The sequence below is a fragment of the Bradyrhizobium sp. B124 genome (assembly GCF_038967635.1).
Lineage (GTDB): Bacteria > Pseudomonadota > Alphaproteobacteria > Rhizobiales > Xanthobacteraceae > Bradyrhizobium.
In genome coordinates, this window is record NZ_CP152413.1 from 683,613 (window position 1) to 700,004 (window position 16,392).

9 protein-coding genes are annotated in these 16,392 nt (G+C 66.1%); 6 read left to right on the top strand and 3 right to left on the bottom strand.

Features of this window, described 5'->3' with window-relative positions:
• Window positions 1-164: 164 nt before the first annotated feature.
• A complete protein-coding gene (locus AAFG13_RS03170; RefSeq protein ID WP_212317534.1) occupies window positions 165-1,499 on the top strand; it encodes a dicarboxylate/amino acid:cation symporter in 1,335 nt (444 codons plus the stop codon).
• 103 nt (window positions 1,500-1,602) lie between these two features.
• Here AAFG13_RS03170 and AAFG13_RS03175 read toward each other — a convergent pair whose 3' ends face one another.
• Entirely contained in the window at window positions 1,603-2,835 is a 1,233-nt protein-coding gene (locus AAFG13_RS03175) for an FAD-binding oxidoreductase (RefSeq protein WP_342711095.1), read from the bottom strand.
• Window positions 2,836-2,941: 106 nt separating this feature from the next.
• Window positions 2,942-6,160 (bottom strand): Rne/Rng family ribonuclease, encoded by a 3,219-nt coding sequence (locus AAFG13_RS03180; RefSeq protein WP_342711096.1) that lies wholly within the window; start codon window positions 6,158-6,160, stop codon window positions 2,942-2,944.
• 705 nt (window positions 6,161-6,865) lie between these two features.
• On the opposite strand from AAFG13_RS03180, the gene AAFG13_RS03185 reads away from it, so the two are divergent.
• From AAFG13_RS03185 to AAFG13_RS03205, 5 genes are all read left to right on the top strand, one after another.
• Window positions 6,866-8,191 (top strand): N-acetylmuramoyl-L-alanine amidase, encoded by a 1,326-nt coding sequence (locus AAFG13_RS03185; RefSeq protein ID WP_342711097.1) that lies wholly within the window; start codon window positions 6,866-6,868, stop codon window positions 8,189-8,191.
• A gap of 279 nt (window positions 8,192-8,470) precedes the next feature.
• Complete coding sequence (locus AAFG13_RS03190; protein ID WP_212317530.1) at window positions 8,471-10,972, top strand: penicillin-binding protein 1A; 2,502 nt, start codon at window positions 8,471-8,473, stop codon at window positions 10,970-10,972.
• 208 nt (window positions 10,973-11,180) lie between these two features.
• Window positions 11,181-12,312, top strand: a protein-coding gene (gene prfB, locus AAFG13_RS03195; protein ID WP_173643340.1) for a peptide chain release factor 2 whose coding sequence is annotated in 2 segments (ribosomal slippage) — window positions 11,181-11,249 and window positions 11,251-12,312 — 1,131 coding nt in all. Because the reading frame shifts where the segments join, the coding sequence is not laid out codon by codon here.
• A 3-nt stretch (window positions 12,313-12,315) separates the two neighbouring features.
• Entirely contained in the window at window positions 12,316-13,185 is an 870-nt protein-coding gene (locus AAFG13_RS03200) for an NAD(P)-dependent oxidoreductase (protein ID WP_212317529.1), read from the top strand.
• Between the two features lie 84 nt (window positions 13,186-13,269).
• Window positions 13,270-14,205, top strand: coding sequence for a DMT family transporter (locus AAFG13_RS03205; RefSeq protein ID WP_212317528.1), 936 nt, complete (start codon window positions 13,270-13,272; stop codon window positions 14,203-14,205).
• On the opposite strand, the gene AAFG13_RS03210 is transcribed toward AAFG13_RS03205, so the two are convergent.
• Window positions 14,165-16,318 (bottom strand): carbamoyltransferase C-terminal domain-containing protein, encoded by a 2,154-nt coding sequence (locus AAFG13_RS03210; protein ID WP_342711098.1) that lies wholly within the window; start codon window positions 16,316-16,318, stop codon window positions 14,165-14,167. The two genes, AAFG13_RS03205 and AAFG13_RS03210, sit on opposite strands and share 41 nt — an antisense overlap.
• Window positions 16,319-16,392 lie beyond the last annotated feature (74 nt).

The window sequence follows — 16,392 nt, forward strand, 5'->3', positions numbered from 1 at the left end:
CGGTCTTGTCGGTTAGATCGGTTTCGCAAGCGCTGGCCCCGGTTTCGGCGGAGCAGCACGCGACAGATCGCCGCGGATAAACGGCAGGGCCGACACAGTTCCATTTGACTTGAACGGCCAAGTTGATCTTGGCTATTTCCGCCATTTCTGAGGGGGAGTGACACATGGCAGCGGCAACCGTTGCCACGGCTTCACCGGCGTCTGCCGGTAGCAAGCCGTGGTACAAGATTCTCTACGTCCAGGTTCTGATCGCGATCGTGCTCGGCGCGCTGGTCGGCTGGTTGTGGCCCAGCATTGCCACCAACGAGTGGATCAAGGCGCTCGGCGACGGCTTCATCAAGCTGATCAAGATGGTGATCGCGCCGATCATCTTCTGCACCGTGGTGTCCGGCATCGCCCACATCCAGGATGCCAAGAAGGTCGGCCGCATCGGCGTCAAGGCGCTGGTCTATTTCGAGGTCGTCTCGACCTTCGCGCTGGTGATCGGATTGCTCATCGGCAACATCGTCAAGCCGGGCGCGGGCTTCGGCAATGCGGCGGCGAACGCGCAGGCGGTTGCCGGCTATGCCAAGCAGGCGGAGGCGCAGAAGAGCGTCGACTTCGTGCTGCACATCATTCCGGACACCGTCGTCGGCGCATTCGCGCAGGGCGAGATCCTGCAGGTGCTGCTGTTCTCGGTGCTGTTCGGCTTTGCGATCATGGGCCTCGGTGAACGCGGCCACACCATCCGCTCGTTCATCGACGACGCCGCGCATGCGGTGTTCGGCGTGATCTCGATCGTGATGCGGGCGGCGCCGATCGGTGCGTTCGGCGCGATGGCCTTCACCATCGGCAAGTTCGGCACCGGCGCGATCCTCAATCTGATGGGGCTGATCGCGACGTTCTATCTGACGGCCGCGCTGTTCGTCCTCGTGGTGCTCGGCATCATCGCGCGGATCGCCGGGTTCTCGATCTTCAGGTTCCTGGCCTACATCAAGGATGAACTCCTGATCGTGCTCGGCACCTCGTCCTCCGAGAGCGCGCTGCCGTCATTGATGGAGAAGCTCGAACGTCTCGGCTGCTCGAAGTCGGTGGTCGGTCTCGTGGTGCCCACGGGCTATTCGTTCAACCTCGACGGCACCAACATCTACATGACGCTGGCGACGTTGTTCATCGCGCAGGCGTTGGGCTACGACCTCTCGTTCAGCCAGCAGCTCACGATCCTGGTGGTGGCGATGCTGACTTCGAAGGGCGCCTCCGGCATCACCGGCGCGGGCTTCATCACGCTGGCGGCAACGCTTGCGGTGGTCGATCCGCGGCTGGTGCCGGGCATGGCGATCGTGCTCGGCATCGACAAGTTCATGAGCGAGTGCCGCGCACTGACCAATCTGTGCGGCAACGGCGTCGCCTGCGTGATCGTCGCCTGGTGGGAGGGCGAGCTCGACCGCGACAAGCTCAATGCCAACCTTTCCCGGCAGATCGACCCGACCGACATGGAGACCGCGCTGACGACGGACTAGAGCATGATCCGGAAAAGTGTGAAGCGGTTTTCCGAGAAGATCATGCTCAAACAAGAATCCAAGGCGCGATGAGGACTCAGCGCGCTTTGGTTCGCGTCAGCGGTCAGAACCGGTCCAGCCGATACGGCGAGGTGTCCACCGAGGATGCCTCGCCGTTCATCGTTTCGGCCAGCACCCGTGCCGTCGCCGGGCCGAGCGTAAAGCCCTGATGGCCGTGACCGAAATTCACCCATAGCCCGCGATGGCGCAGCGCAGTCCCGAGCACCGGCAGCATGTCGGTGGTGCAGGGGCGGGTGCCGAACCAGGGCTCGGGCTCGACGCGGCTGCCGATCTCGATCAGCTCGCGTGCGGCCGCTTCGGCGTAACCAAGCTGGATCGGTGTCGCCGGCGCATCGGGGCTGGTCAGCTCCGCGCCGGTCGTGATGCGAATCCCCTTGGCCATCGGCGCCATCGCATATCCATTCGCGGTGTCGACCAGCGGCAGGTCGAGCGAGCGGCCGCCCTGATAGTGCATATGGTAGCCGCGCTTGCGCACCAGCGGAATCCGGTAGCCGAACTTGCGCAGCAATTGCGGTGACCACGGCCCGAGCGTGACCACGACGTGGGCGGCATCGATCCGGCCGCCAGCGGTGTCGACCGACCAGCCGGTGGCGGTCTCCGTCAACGTCTGCGCATCGCCGCGAAGCAGCGTGCCGCCGAGACGCTCGAACAATCCGGCATAGGCCGAGACCAGACCGCCGGGGTCCGACACGGTCCACGGCCCGAGCCAGTGAATGGCGCCGGGCAGGTCGTCGCGCAGCATTGGCTCGGCCCTGGCGAGCTCGCTGCCGTCAAGCACGCGAAACTGCACGCCGAAGTCACGCTGGTTCTCTTCGGCGACTGCGATCGCCTGCTCCAGGGCCGCCGGGTCGCGATGCAGCAGGCGATAGCCGGCGCGGCGGATCAGATTGTCGGCATGCGCATCGCGGATCAGCGTGTCGTGCTCCGCCGTCGCGTAGGCGATCAGGCGCGCCCAGGCGATGGTGGCTTCGCGGTGCCGCTCGGGCGTCGAGTTCCACCAATAGCGCAGCAGCGGACCGGCGTGCTGCGGCAACGAGGCCAGGCGATAGCGTACGTCGTTGGTGCGCCCCATCGCGATCCTGGCGAGCGTGGCCGGATCGCGCGGCATCGGATAGGGCCGCACCGCCTCGCTCTGAATGATACCGGCATTGCCGTAGCTGGTTTCGCGGCCCGGTTCCTTGCGGTCGACGAGCGTCACCGACCAGCCGCGGCGTTGCAGGTGCAGCGCCGTGCTGACGCCCACCATGCCGCCGCCAAGAACGATCGCGCTTTGCATTGGGATCCGTCTCCGTCAGGCTCCGTCACGCCGGTGTCTGACGAACGGATGGCCTGTCCAACAAAAACGCCCGGCGTGAACCGGGCGTTTTGACTTTCAGGTGGCGCTAGTTGCCGCCGCCGCCGAAGCGGCGCGACCACCAGCCCTTGCGGGCCGGAGCCTCGGCCGTGGCGGCATCCGCTGCGGCCTGCTGGGCAGAGGCTGCGGGTTCAGGGGCGGGGGCAGGTTCCTCCGCCGGGCTCTGAGCCAGCGCCGGTGTTGTCTCGGGTTGCGGGCTCGACGCGAAGCTGACCTTTTCGCGCACCGTCGAGCGGCGCCGCTGCGCGCGGTCGCTTTCGGCCGTGTCCTCGGCGGCAGGTGTTGCAACGGGTTCGGGCTCGGGCTCGGGTGCCGCGATCGCCTCAACCGGCGCGGCCTCGATCGGCTGCCATTCCGCCGGCTGGGCAAACAACTCGGGCTGCGCGAGCGAGGGGGCCGGCTCCGCGTCGTGGCTATCGAAATCGGCAACCGCGTCCGTGGCTTCAGGTGCTGCCACCGGGCTCAGCTCATCGGAGATCGATCCGGCGAGACCGTCATCCGGTCCACCAGTGCCGCGCCGGCGGCGGCCGCCACGGCGCCCGCGGCGCCGCGGGCGGCGATCGCCATTGCCGGCCTGGTCGTCGCGGGCAGCGCCCTGCGCTTCGTCGCCTTCGTCCTCATCGCCTTCGGCTTCGCCCGCGGCAACCACCTCGGTGCCATCGGGCAGGACATGCATCAGATCGCCGTCCTCGCGCGGCGGCGGAGCGCCTTCGCGCGCTTCGCTGCCACCACGGCCGCGGCGCCGACGGCGGCGCTTGCGGCGCTGGCCGTCGCCTTCGCCCTCCGCGGCGCCTGCTTCCTCGCCGGCCGCCCGGTCGTCGACGAGCCCTTCGGTCTCGTCGGTCTCGATCTCGGCTTCGTATTCGAACAGTTCTTCCTCGTCATCCGGTTCATCGACCTGCGCCGGCGCAGCGGCAGCTTGCGCGGCAAGCAGCGCCTTGGCGGCTTCGAGCGTATGCACCTGCTCGCCGCGATCGATGATGTAGGATTGCTGGCCGTGCACCGTGGCGTCGGCGACGACCGACAGCGAGACTCGGAAGGATTCCTCGAGGTCGCGCAGATGGCCACGCTTGTGGTTGAGCACGTAGAGCGCGACGTCGGTGCGGGTGCGGACCACCAGATTGTGGGTCGCGCCCTTCATCAGGATTTCCTCGATGCCGCGCAGCAGCTGCAGCGCCACCGACGAGACCGAACGGACGTGGCCGCTTCCGCCGCATTGCGGGCAGGGCTCGGTCGAGCTCTCCAGCACGCTGGCGCGGATGCGCTGGCGCGACATCTCCAGGAGGCCGAAATGCGAGATGCGGCCGACCTGGATCCGTGCACGGTCCTGGCGCAGGCAGTCCGACAGCTTGCGCTCGACCGCGCGGTTGTTGCGCTTCTCGTCCATGTCGATGAAGTCGATGACGATCAGGCCCGCGAGGTCGCGCAAACGCAATTGACGCGCGACTTCTTCCGCGGCTTCCAGATTGGTCTTGAGCGCGGTGTCCTCGATATGGTGCTCGCGCGTGGCGCGGCCGGAGTTGACGTCGATCGAGACCAGCGCCTCGGTCTGGTTGATTACGATGTAGCCGCCGGAGCGCAACTGCACGGTCGGCGAGAACATCGCATCGAGCTGGCTTTCGACGCCCATGCGCGAGAACAGCGGCTGGCCGTCGCGATATTGCTTCACCGCGCGCACATTGGCCGGCATCAGCATCTTCATGAAGTCGCGCGCTTCACGGTAGCCGGCTTCGCCCGCCACCTGAATCTCGTCGATCTCCTTGTTGTAGAGGTCGCGCAGCGAACGCTTGATCAGCGAGCCTTCCTCGTAGACCAGGGTCGGCGCCTGCGACTTCAGGGTCAGGTCGCGCACCGTCTCCCACATCCGGATCAGGTACTCGAAGTCGCGCTTGATCTCCGGCTTGCTGCGGGAGGCGCCGGCGGTGCGCAGGATGATCCCCATGCCCTCGGGCACGTCGAGGTCCTGCACCACTTCCTTCAGCCGCGAGCGGTCCTGGGCGGAGGTGATCTTGCGGCTGATGCCGCCGCCACGCGCGGTGTTGGGCATCAGCACGGCATAACGGCCGGCGAGCGACAGATAGGTGGTCAGCGCGGCGCCCTTGTTGCCGCGCTCTTCCTTGACGACCTGCACCAGCATCACCTGCCGGCGCTTGATCACTTCCTGGATCTTGTACTGGCGACGGGGGCGGAACGCGCGCTCCGGAACCTCCTCGAGCACATCGTCGCCGCCGACGGACTCGACGACATCCTCTTCCTCGCCTTCCTCGCCGTCATCCTCGTCATCGTCTTCGCCGGCATCGTCGCCATGCCGAGCCTCGGGCGCGGCTCCGTCCGCAAGCGTTGCGTATTCGGCGACGGCGTGCTCATCGGCCGCGGCGTGAACGTCGTCGGCAGCGACATGCGGCGCGTCGTCGGCATGCGCGGCGTTTTCCGCGACCTGCTCCTCATGGGCTCGCTCGGGCTCATGATTGACCTCGGCGGTCTCGACGAATTCCGGCGCCGCTGACGCAACGGAGGCTTCGACCACCGCGACGACGGGGTCGGATGGCGCGTCGGCGGCCGGCGCCTCGCTGGTTACGGGGGCGTAGTCGTGATCGTGGTCATGGTGGTCATGATCGTGATCATTGTGGCCATGATCGTGGTGGCCATGGTCATGGTGATGCTCATGATCGTGATCATGGTGGTGCTCATGGTCGGCGTGATGCGCGTGATCATGCGCCTCATGCTCGTGACCCTCATAGGCGGCCACGCCGTGCTCGTGATACCCGGCATCATGTTCATCGTGCCCGGCATCGACGGGATGTTCGTGAGCCTCGGCTGCCGGCAGCGCCTGAGCGGCGCCTGCACCCTCGATCACCTCGCTCTGGACACGGTCGCCATGGCCGCGGCGGCGGGCATTGCGATGGCGCGACCGGCGGCGATGGCCGCGGTTCTCGTGCTCTTCCTCGGCCTCGCGATGGGCGCGCTCGTCGGCTTCGATCAGCGCCTGACGGTCGGCGACCGGGATCTGGTAGTAGTCGGGATGGATTTCGCTGAAGGCGAGGAAGCCGTGACGGTTGCCGCCATACTCGATGAAGGCAGCCTGCAGCGACGGCTCTACGCGCGTGACCTTGGCGAGGTAAATGTTGCCGCGCAGTTGCTTGCGCTGGGCGGTCTCGAAATCAAACTCTTCGACGCGATTGCCACGGACCACGACGACCCGGGTTTCTTCCGGGTGGGTGGCATCGATCAACATCTTGTTGGGCATTTTGGAGCTCTTGACGGCGGCGGGCGCGGATCATGGCAGGCGCAAATTGCGCCGCCCGGTGACGCGACGGTCCACCTGATTCGGGGGTGAGGGGAAGGCCAAAACGCGTCTCGCGGCGCAGCGCCGGACGGGAACCCACCGGGATGATGCGACGGGCGAAGTTTTCACCTCGCGTCAGCGCGATCATTCGGGGGATCCTGGTCGGCAATGCAGTCTGGCGCATTAAGCGTCGGCCCGTCTAAACATGTTGGCGGCGAAAATTACCGCCGTATCCTTTGCTGAAAGCCCCGCCTGGCGCCGAAGCGCCTGCCGGCCATCGCATATCGAGGCCCCAAGGGACCGGATAATCAGTTATGCCTTGTCTCAAACCGTCCCTCTGGCGAGGGAGTGTGTCTGGGACCGGACGCCGCTCGGGCTTGAATCCGCCTCTCCGTGTCAGCCGCGCGCGGCGCTGGCTGGGGAGGGACCGGAAAAACACGGCGGGATCTTCGATTCGGAAGGTTCCACCGTTGCACCGAGAGGCTGAACGCGACACAACCGGGAGTACTAGCCGTCAGCATTCCGTACATACGTGGATTGCCCGCCGCGTGCAAGGGAAGCGTCACGCCGCCGCAACACTCGGCTCTTTTCGCCCGCGCGTCATTAGGGTGCGATTAACCGTGTGGTTCTAATGCGGTAAGAAGCAGCTGGGAGGCTCCGAATCGGGTGGAGAACCGCGCAAAACACCTTGTTTTCTTGGGATGCGGGCTGTTGTGCGCTGCAGCATTGGCGCTTGGCGTGGCCAGCGCCCCGAGCGCGGCCGAGGGACCACCGGACGGCCAGCCGGCGCCGGCCGCTAGTGCCCCCGCCGCCAGCGCGCCGAATTTCCCGATCGCATCCGGCGCCAGGCTTGCCGGCGACGACAGGCAGACCCGATTCATCCTCGATCTCGACCGCAAGATCGAATTTCGCGCCTTCCCGCTGGCCGACCCTTACCGTGTCGTGGTCGATATCCCGCAGGTCAATTTCCAGCTCGCTGCCGGCACCGGCTCGGCGGCGCGGGGATTGGTGAAGGCGTTCCGCTATGGCCTCGTGATGCCCGGCGGCTCCCGCATCGTGTTCGACATGACCGGCCCGGTGAAGATCGCCAATTCCTATGTGCTCGATGCCGCCAACGGTCAGCCACCGCGGCTGGTGCTGGATTTCGAGCAGGTCGATCGCACCAGCTTCGTGCAGTCGCTCGCGCCGGAGAGCCGGCCCGAATTGAAGTCGTCGATTTCCGAAGCCACCACGGCGACCATTCCGGCCGTCACCACGGCGGCGCTGCCGCCGGTTGCGGCCACCGACTCGCGCCCGCTGATCGTGATCGATCCGGGGCATGGCGGCATCGACAACGGCACCCAGTCCGGCGACCAGACCGAGAAAAACCTGGTGCTGGGCTTTGGCCTCGCTTTGCGCGACCGGATCGAGAAGTCGGGCAAATATCGGGTAGTTATGACCCGGTCCGACGACACCTTCATCCCGCTCAACGACCGAGTGAAGATCGCCCGCTCGCAATCCGCGGCGCTGTTTGTCTCGATCCACGCCGATGCCTTGCCGCGCCGCGAGGGCGACGCCCAGGGCGCTACGATCTACACCGTGTCGGACAAGGCGTCCGACGCCGAGGCCGAGCGGCTGGCGGAAGCGGAGAACAAGGCCGACGCGATCGCCGGCGTGAACCTGACCGACGAGCCGACCGAGGTCGCCGACATCCTGATCGACCTCGCGCAGCGCGAGACCAAGACCTTCTCCAACCGTTTCGCTCGTCTGCTGATGGACGAGATGAAGTCCACGGTGCGGATGCACAAGCATCCGCTGAAATCGGCCGGCTTCCGGGTGCTGAAGGCGCCCGACGTGCCGTCCGTTCTGGTGGAGATCGGCTATGTCTCCAACAAGGGCGACCTCGAGCATCTGGTCTCCGAGAACTGGCGCAACAAGGCCGTCGGATCGATGGTCCAGGCGATCGACATGTTCTTCTCGAAACGGCTAGCAACCGCCGGACCGGCAAAGTGAAATTGGCCGCCTGAAAAGCCGGGGCCGTTGCCCGGAAGCCCTAGTTTGGCCACAGCGGCGACGTTATAGACAAAGGACCGCAGGTCCGCAGAATCGACCATATTGTCCGGCGGCTCTTGTATATTCGCGTGCGCAAGGCGGCTCGCTGGGCCAAGGCTTTGATGTAAAGGCCTCGATGCAAAGGCCTCGCTATGTGAGCCTTCGTTGTGTGAGGCTTCGCACTTTTGGACAGGCGCTTCTGACGATTGGGCGCCGGAGGGTAGGAACGGAACGTCGATAATGCGCCTGCTCGTGCGGTTCATGGGTTTCTTGTTCGCCGCCGGAACCGTCGTGTTCCTGGTCGGTGTCGCCGCCGTCGCTGGCGCCATCTGGCATTTCTCCAAGGATCTGCCCGACTACTCGCAGCTCCAGGACTACGAGCCGCCCGTGATGACCCGCGTGCACGCCGCCGACGGCGCGCTGCTCGGCGAATACTCCAAGGAGCGCCGGCTTTATTTGCCGATCCAGGCGGTGCCGAAGCTCGTGATCAACGCGTTCCTCGCCGCCGAAGACAAGAACTTCTACGAGCACGGCGGCATCGACTATCAGGGCATGGCGCGCGCGGCGATCCTCTACGCGCAGAACTACGGCTCCAACCGCCGCCCGCAGGGTGCGTCGACCATTACCCAGCAGGTCGCCAAGAACTTCCTGCTGACGAACGAGGTCTCGTTCGCGCGCAAGATCAAGGAAGCCTTGCTGGCGATGCGCATCGAGCGCGCCTATTCGAAGGACCGCATCCTCGAGCTCTATCTGAACGAGATCTATCTCGGGCTCGGTGCCTACGGCATCGCGGCGGCGTCGCTGGTTTATTTCGACAAGTCGGTCAACGAGCTGACGATCGCGGAAGCGTCCTATCTCGCCTCGCTGCCGAAAGCGCCGGCCGCGCTGCATCCGGTCCGCAACCGTGACCGCGCGATCGAGCGCCGCAACTATGTGATCGACCGCCTGCTGGAGAACGGCTGGATCAAGCAGGCCGACGCCGACAAGGCGCGCAAGGACCCGCTCAACGTCACCAGCCGCTCGAACGGCGCGCACATCTTCGCCGGCGAATATTTCGCCGAGGAAGTCCGCCGCGACATCTTCGAGCGCTACGGCGAGAAGAAGCTGTACGAGGGTGGCCTGTCGGTCCGCACCACGCTGGATCCCAAGATCCAGGTGATGGCGCGCAAGACCATGGTCGCCGGCCTCGTCAACTACGATGAGGCACAGGGCTGGCGCGGCGCACTGCACAAGCTCGACGTCTCCGGCGACTGGGGCGTCAAGCTTGCCGACGTCAAATCGCTCTCCGACATCTCGCCGTGGCGGATGGCGGTGGTGCTGGAGACCAGCGATCAATCGGCGCGGATCGGCTTCCAGCCGGGCCGCGAGCTCGGCGGCGCGGTCAGCAAGGAGCGGCAGACCGGCATCATCACGATAGACGGCGTGCGCTGGGCCAAGAGCAAAGGCAAGGCGCCGACGGCGGTCTCGCAGGTGCTGCAGCCCGGCGATGTGATCTATGCCGACCCGCTGGTGACCAAGGAAGGCACTACGGTCGAAGGCCAGTATCGCCTGCGGCAATTGCCCGAAGTGTCGGGCGCCATGGTGGCGATGGATCCGTGGACCGGCCGCGTGCTCGCGATGGTCGGCGGCTTCTCGTTCGACCAGAGCCAGTTCAACCGCGCGACGCAGGCCTACCGGCAGCCCGGCTCGTCGTTCAAGCCGATCGTGTATTCGTCGGCGCTGGACAATGGCTACACGCCGTCGACCACGGTGATCGATGCGCCGATCGAGATCGATCAGGGGCAGGGCGCCGGCGTGTGGCGTCCGGAAAACTATTCGACCGGCAAGTATTACGGTCCGACCACGCTGCGCAACGCGCTACAGCGCTCGCTCAACACCGTGACGGTGCGGCTTGCGCAGGACATCGGCATGCCGCTGGTCGGCGAGTATGCAAAACGCTTCGGCGTCTATGACGAACTGCCGAACTATCTGTCGTATGCGCTGGGTGCTGGCGAAACGACCGTCATGCGCATGGTCACGGCGTATTCGATGTTCGCCAATGGCGGACGTCGCGTGAAGCCGACGCTGATCGATCGCATCCAGGACCGCTACGGCCATACCATCTTCAAGCACGACACCCGCGAATGCCGCGGCTGCGACGCGCCGGGCGGCTGGAAGAGCCAGCCGGAGCCGCAGCTCGTCGACCGCCGCGAGCAGGTGCTGGATCCGATGACCGCCTACCAGATCACCGAGATGATGGAAGGCGTGGTCCAGCGCGGCACCGCGACCGTCGTCAAGGAGGTCGGCAAGCCGATCGCCGGCAAGACCGGCACCACCAATGACGAGAAGGACGTCTGGTTCGTCGGCTTCTCGCCGGATCTCGCGGTCGGCGTCTATATGGGCTACGACAAGCCGCGCAATCTCGGCCGTACAGCTACCGGCGGTCACGTGGCGGCGCCGATCGCCCGCGACTTCCTCAAGCTTGCGCTCGCCGACAAGCCGCCGACCCCGTTCAAGGTCCCGGCCGGCATCAAGCTGATCCGCGTCGACGCCAAGACCGGCATGCGGGCCGGCCCGGGCGATGGCGGCAACACCATCCTCGAAGCCTTCAAGCCGGGCACCGCGCCGCCGGACAACTACTCGGTCATCGGTGTCGCCGACGCCGACGGCCGCAGCCCTGCGCCCGGCCCACAGCCGTCGCAAGGTGGTGGGCAGCCGGACGGCGGCTTCTTCATGCGGCCGGGAACCGGGGGGCTGTACTAGAGCGTTTTCAAGCGAAGTGGATGCCGGTTCGCGTGAAGAAAACGCGTCAAAACAAAAACCTAGAGCCCCGTTCCGATCCAATCGGAACGGAAATGGCTCTAGCGGCTGGCCGATCCAAATCGCCGGGATAGCGCGGCCAAGCCGATTGCGCTTTGCCGCGCCGGTCGCTACATCCCCGGCAAGCTTTTTCACCAACACCTGAAAGACCATGCGCGCGGAAATCGAACGCCTTGTTGAAGAGATCAAGCAGTCAGTCGGGCTGCTGAGGAGGCATCTTTGACGTCGAACAATCGACGGCACGCCTCGCTGAGCTGAACAAGCTCGCTGAAGACCCCAATCTCTGGAACGATCCCCAGAAGGCCCAGCGGCTGATGCAGGAACGTACCTCGCTGGAGGACGCGCTCTCTGGCATCGGCAAGGTCGAGCGCGAGCTCGAGGACAACATCGGCATGATCGAGCTCGGCGAGGCCGAGAACGATGCGGCCGTGGTCGCCGAGGCCGAGAAGGCGCTCAAGGACCTCAAGAAGGAAGTCGCCCGGCGCGAGCTGGAAGCGCTGCTCTCTGGCGAGGCCGACAAGTTCGATTCCTATCTCGAAGTCCATGCCGGCGCCGGCGGCACCGAGAGCCAGGACTGGGCGCAGATGCTGCTGCGCATGTACACGCGCTGGGCGGAGAAGCACGGCTTCAAGATCGAGTTCCTCGAGGAGTCCCAGGGCGAAGAGGCCGGCATCAAGTCCGCCACCATCCAGATCTCCGGCCACAACGCCTATGGCTGGCTGAAGACCGAGGCCGGCGTGCATCGCCTGGTGCGCATCTCGCCATTCGATTCCAACGCGCGGCGGCACACTTCGTTTTCGTCGGTGCAGATTTTCCCCGTGATCGACGACAGCATCAAGATCGAGATCAAGGAGTCCGATGTCCGCACCGACACCATGCGGTCGGGCGGCGCCGGCGGTCAGCACGTCAACAAGACCGAGTCGGCGGTGCGCCTGACGCACATTCCGACCGGCATCGCGGTGGTCTGCCAGGCCGGCCGCTCCCAGCACAAGAACCGGGCGCAGGCGTGGGACATGCTGCGCGCGCGGCTCTACGAGATGGAGCTGAAAAAGCGCGAGGAGCAGGCCGCCGCCGACCAGGCCGCCAAGACCGAGATCGGCTGGGGTCACCAGATCCGCTCTTACGTCTTGCAGCCCTACCAGATGGTGAAGGACCTGCGCACCGGTGTGCAGACCTCCGACACCTCGGGGGTGCTCGACGGCGACCTCGATGAATTCATGGCGGCGACCTTGGCGCAGCGTGCCTTCGGCACCGGCCCCGGCTCCGTCGAGGATGTGGATTAGCCCATGCCGCGCGTCGCTTTCATCGGATTGGGACGCATGGGCCACGGCATGGCCGGCCGTTACCTCGATGCCGGCTTCACCGTCGCGGTGTGGAACCGGAGCAAGGCCAAGGCCGAGGATTTGATCGCGCGCGGCGCGCTGTGGGCGACCTCGCCGGAGGACGCCGCGATCGATGCCGATGCCGTCGTGACCATGGTCGCTGACGACGAGGCATCGCGCGCGGTCTGGCTGACCCGGGACGGCGCCGCCGCCACCATGAAGGCCGGCACGCTCGCGATCGAGTGCTCCACGGTTTCGTATCAGCACACGCTGGATATGGCGCGCGAGCTCAACAGCCGCGGCCTGATCTACATCGATTGTCCGGTCACCGGGCTCCCCGAAGCGGCGGCCGCGGGCAAGCTGACGCTGCTGGTGGGCGCAGATGCCGCTGATCTCGACAAGGCACGGCCGTTCCTCGCGCCGATCGGCAGCACGATCCGCCATTTCGGCGCAGTCGGCACCGGCACCGTGTTCAAGCTGATCAACAATCTGATCGGCGCGGTGCAGATCGCAAGCCTCGCCGAGGGCGTTGCGATCGCCGAGCAGGCCGGCCTCGACATGCAATTGGTCGCCGAGGCGCTGGCGACCGGCGCGATCGCGAGCCCGCAGATCATCCGCCACAGCAAGCGGATGATCGACCGCAACTTCACCGGCGCATCCTTCACGGCGGCGCTGCGCCACAAGGATGCCGACTACGCCGTGCGGCTTGCCGAGACGCTGCTGCCCGGCGTGCCCGTGAGCCGTGCCGCGCTCACCGCCTACGACAAGGCCAAGGCCCACGCGCCCGATGGCGACGAAGGCCAGATGATCGAGATCGTGTCGCGGCCGAAATAGGCAAAGCCGCCATTCACGGAAATCGGGTGGCCATCGCCGCCGCGCCCGGCTAGGCATCTGCGCCAGCGCAGATGAGTGCCCGCCATGCCTTCCGCCGACAACAGGATCGATCGCCGCGACTGGGGGCTGCTCGGCTTTCTGTCGGTGCTGTGGGGCGGCTCGTTCTTCTTCAACGGCGTGATCCTGCGCGAATTGCCGCCGCTGACGCTGGTGCTGCTGCGCGTCGTGCTCGGGGCGCTCATCCTGCTGCCGCTGCTGCGAGCCCGGAAGATCGAGTTTCCGCGTGGCCTGGCAGGCTGGGCGCCGTTCGCCGCGATGGGGCTGTTCAACAACGCACTGCCGTTCTCGCTGATCGTGTTCGGGCAGACCTATATTCCGAGCGGGCTGGCCTCGATCCTCAATGCGACGACGCCGCTGTTTGCGGTGGTCGTGATGGCGGTGGCCGGCGAGGAGCGGCTGCAGGCGCGCCGCGTGGCGGGCGTTGTGGTCGGGCTGATCGGGGTCGCGATCCTGCATGGTGATGCACTCGGCTTCGAGAGCAGGCAGGGCATCGGCATCCTGCTGTGCCTCGCCGGCGCCTTCAGCTACGGCATCGCAGCGCTGGTCGGGCGGCGGCTGCCACAGCGCGTGCCGCCGCTGGGCACGGCGACCTTCCAGATGATGGCCTCCAGCGTGATGATGGCGTTCGTCGCCGGTGTGGCCGAACGACCCTGGCTGTTGCCGATGCCGCATCTGACCACGTTGCTTGCCGTGCTCGGGCTCGCGGCGCTGTCGACGGCGCTGGCCTATATCGTGTTCTTTCAGATCTTGCAGCGCTCCGGCGCGACCAATGTGATGCTGGTGACGCTGCTGCTCCCGGTCACCGCGATGCTGCTCGGATTCTTCGTCCTCGGCGAGCCGGTCGCGCCGCGCGAGGTGATCGGTGCGCTCGTGATCGCCAGCGCGCTGCTCCTGATCGACGGGCGCGTCTTGGCCTGGTTCAGCCGCGCGCCTGTTTCCACGCCGCATACCAGCCGGTGAAGCGGCCGCTGTCGCGCTCGCCGCCGTGCCAGGCGGCGTAGGCGGTGCCGTCGTCGGCGACCAGCACCACGGCATCAAGCCCTTTGGAGCGGCGCAGCGTGTCCATCGCCTGCGCCGGTGTCTGCGCAATCGGGCCCGCGACATTGAACGACGTGTTGACCGACATCTCGACGCCGATATGGCGGCCGAGCGCCTTCAGATAGGCGTAGGTGAGGGGATCGTCGGCCTCGCGCACGATCTGGATGCGGCCGGTGCCATCGGCATGCACCACGGCGGGAATCTTCGCGCGCGCCTCCGGCTTCGAATGCGCCGTGAGCACCATGTAGTTGTAGGCGTTGTAGTCGTCGTCGGACGCGCCATCTTCCAGCTCGAAATAGTCGCGCGCGGCCTGCAGCGTCGCCATCGGCGCCAGCGGCCGGATCGCCTCGCGATACTTGACGCGCTCGTTGAGCCGCTCGCGCACCTCGGGGTCGCAGGGATTGGCGAGGATCGAGCGATGGCCGAGCGCACGCGGCCCGGTCTCGGCCGCGCCTTGATAGATCGCGATCACGCCGCCTTGCGCCACCATGCTGGCCATCAGATCGGCAACCGCATCGCGTCCTTCCGATGTCGCGACATTGCCGATCTCGGTGGAGGCGACATCGTCGGCGTGCAGCGCCGCGGTGATGTCGGCGTTCGAGGGCGGCAGGCCGCAATAGAAGGCGTGCGACAGCGGCGCACCGCGCGCCGCGCCCGCCATATGCGCGAACAGCCAGGCCGCGCCGATCGGCACGCCGGGATCGCCGGGCACCGGCGGCACCCACATATGCAGCCGGGTCTTGCGCTGCTGCACGCGTTCGAACCACGCCTCGTCAAAGTGCTCGAGCAGCCGCATGTTGCCGAGCGCGTTCAGCGCCACGCCGCCGGTCAGCACCAAACGGTCGGTGCCGGTTTTGCGCAGGAGATGGTCGATGACATGGATCATCGCGTCCTCGAACACCAATTGCGTGGCGGCCGCCTTGTCGACGCGGTCCTTGGTGTCGGTGCGGTGATTGATGTCCTCGACGCGCAGCACGGCGTCGGGATTCCAGAGCTGGTCGGGCCGCAGCGGCGGGCCGAGAATATCGATCAGCGGCTGATGATAGGGGGTGTCGGCGGGGTCGGCGTACCAATTGGCCATCGCGCGATTGAGCTGCACGCTGCCATTGGGCCCGAGCTGCAGCACCGCCTTCAGGCGCTGATAATAGGGATTGGTGGCGCGGTTCATGTCGCCCCAGGCGGCGGCGCCCATGTAGCGGCCCTCGCTGGAGAGCCAGGTCCAGCCGCCCTGGCTCGACGAGATCACGGTGTAGAAGGCGCCGAGCGAATCGAACAGGCTCTCATTGCAATAGAGCCGCTTCATCTCGCCGTTCTCGGCGACATAGAGCGAAATCGAGCCGACGTCGCCGGTGCCGTCGAGCACCGCAATCGCGACACGCTCGCGCACATCGGCGAACGGCGATGCGGTGAACGAGTACCAGGCGTGATTGTCATGATGCGGCATGCAGATCAGCGGCAGCTGTTCGCCAAGCCCGTACATCCTGCCGAGCCTGCGCGAGATACGCCGCACCTGGTCCATCTGGCGCAGGTTGATCGCCGGCGCGATCGGCGCGCGCAGCAATTTGATGCTGGCCGGCGCTTCCTCGAGCGAAGTGCGGATCAGCATCGCCAGCAGCGCCGGATAGTCCCACGTGGTGACGAAAGCCGCGATGTCGCCGACGTCGCGGCCCATCCGCTGCAACACCTTGCGCATGTCGTCGAGTGCGTGTTGCGGAAACTCGTTGGTGTGTTTGTTTCCGGAAAAGCGCTCTTCCTCGTTGTTGACGATCAGGCGCGGTCCGTCCTTCTGGGTGACCTCGACCAGCGCGACGCCGGTGTTGTGCGTGCCGGGGCAGGCGAGGCCGGCGATGTAGACGGTCTCTCCGCGCTGCAGCCTTTCGCGGATCGAAGCGATCGTGCGCTGCGCGAACTCACCGTTGGCCTTGTGCAGGCCACGCTTCGCCAACGCACGTTCGCTGAGGCGGCGTGTGATCTCATAGCCCGCGGCGGCAATACGCGGATGCCGCGGACCGGTACGAATGTCCGGTTTACGCAATCAGAACGCCTCGACTCGTGATCCCCAGATCGACTTCAATCATAAATAGCGCCAGGCAACAATGCCGTTTCGCC

What these genes read in the sequence shown, in the direction of transcription:
- AAFG13_RS03170 (WP_212317534.1), top strand. Translation starts at nt 165, where the DNA reads ATGGCAGCGGCAACCGTTGCCACGGCTTCACCGGCGTCTGCCGGTAGC.
- AAFG13_RS03175 (WP_342711095.1), bottom strand. Translation starts at nt 2,835, where the DNA reads ATGCAAAGCGCGATCGTTCTTGGCGGCGGCATGGTGGGCGTCAGCACG.
- AAFG13_RS03180 (WP_342711096.1), bottom strand. Translation starts at nt 6,160, where the DNA reads ATGCCCAACAAGATGTTGATCGATGCCACCCACCCGGAAGAAACCCGG.
- AAFG13_RS03190 (WP_212317530.1), top strand. Translation starts at nt 8,471, where the DNA reads ATGCGCCTGCTCGTGCGGTTCATGGGTTTCTTGTTCGCCGCCGGAACC.
- AAFG13_RS03200 (WP_212317529.1), top strand. Translation starts at nt 12,316, where the DNA reads ATGCCGCGCGTCGCTTTCATCGGATTGGGACGCATGGGCCACGGCATG.
- AAFG13_RS03205 (WP_212317528.1), top strand. Translation starts at nt 13,270, where the DNA reads ATGCCTTCCGCCGACAACAGGATCGATCGCCGCGACTGGGGGCTGCTC.